General features: G+C 68.6%; 1 protein-coding gene. It reads left to right on the forward strand.

The features are described 5' to 3' along the window. The first annotated feature begins 57 nt into the window (after positions 1 to 57). Positions 58 to 983 (forward strand): IS5 family transposase gene (locus tag ACZ63H_RS38650; RefSeq protein ID WP_469873128.1). Its coding sequence is split into 2 segments (ribosomal slippage): positions 58 to 405 and positions 408 to 983, totalling 924 coding nucleotides; the frame shifts between segments, so codons are not numbered across the junction. Positions 984 to 1002 lie beyond the last annotated feature (19 nt).

Raw genomic sequence — 1002 nt, forward strand, 5'->3', positions numbered from 1 at the left:
CTAGGACGTGTCCGGCCGATCATGTGACTACTTCGCAGTGGTGTCGTTGATGGGGGCATGGGGCGGGGAGATCTGACGGATGCCGAGTGGGAACGGCTGCGGCCGTTCCTGCCGGTCAGTAACAGGCGTTGTGGCAGGTGGCGGGACCATCGGCAGGTGATCGACGGGATTCTGCACCGGGTTCGGACCGGTGTTCAGTGGCGTGACCTGCCCGAACGGTTCGGGCCGTGGAAGACGGTCTATGAACGCCACCGGCTGTGGTCGGCCGACGGGACGTGGGAGCGTCTCCTCCAGCAGGTCCAGGCCGCGGCCGACGCGGCAGGTGAGATCGACTGGGACATCGCGGTGGATTCCACCATCGTGCGTGCTCATCAGCACGCGGCCGGCGCTCGGACCGAGCCGCCGCCGGCGCCAAAGGGGGCCGAAGAGGTGGAACACCAGGGCGAAACGCCGTGGCAGAGCCTGGTCGCCCGCCTGGTGGAGGTAGTGCTGGAGGTGAGGGCCTGGGCCGCTCGCGGGGCGGGTTCACCAGCAAGCTCCACCTGAGCGCGGACGGTCGCTGCCGCCCGTTGTCCCTGGTGGTCACCGGCGGGCAGAGGGCGGACTGCACCCAGTTCAAGCTCGTGCTGGAGAAGATCCGCATCCCCAGGACCGGTCCGGGCAGGCCGCGCAAGAAGCCCGACAGCCTGGCGGCCGACAAGGCCTACAGCAACGGGCCCTGCCGCGAGTACCTGCGACAACGGGGCATCCGCCACACGATCCCCGACAAGACCGACAGCCAGGCCGCCCGCCTGCGGAAAGGCTCACGGGGTGGACGGCCGCCCGGCTTCGACGAAGGCCGCTACAAGAAGCGCAACACGGTCGAGCGGGCGATCAACCGGCTGAAGCAGTCCCGGGCAGTCGCCACCCGTTACGACAAACGCGGGTACGTCTTCCTCGGCACCGCCACAGCAGCAGCCCTGGTCATCTGGCTGCGAACTTGATCGCCCGGACAAGTCCTAG

This window comes from Streptomyces sp. NPDC104831 (assembly GCF_055583025.1).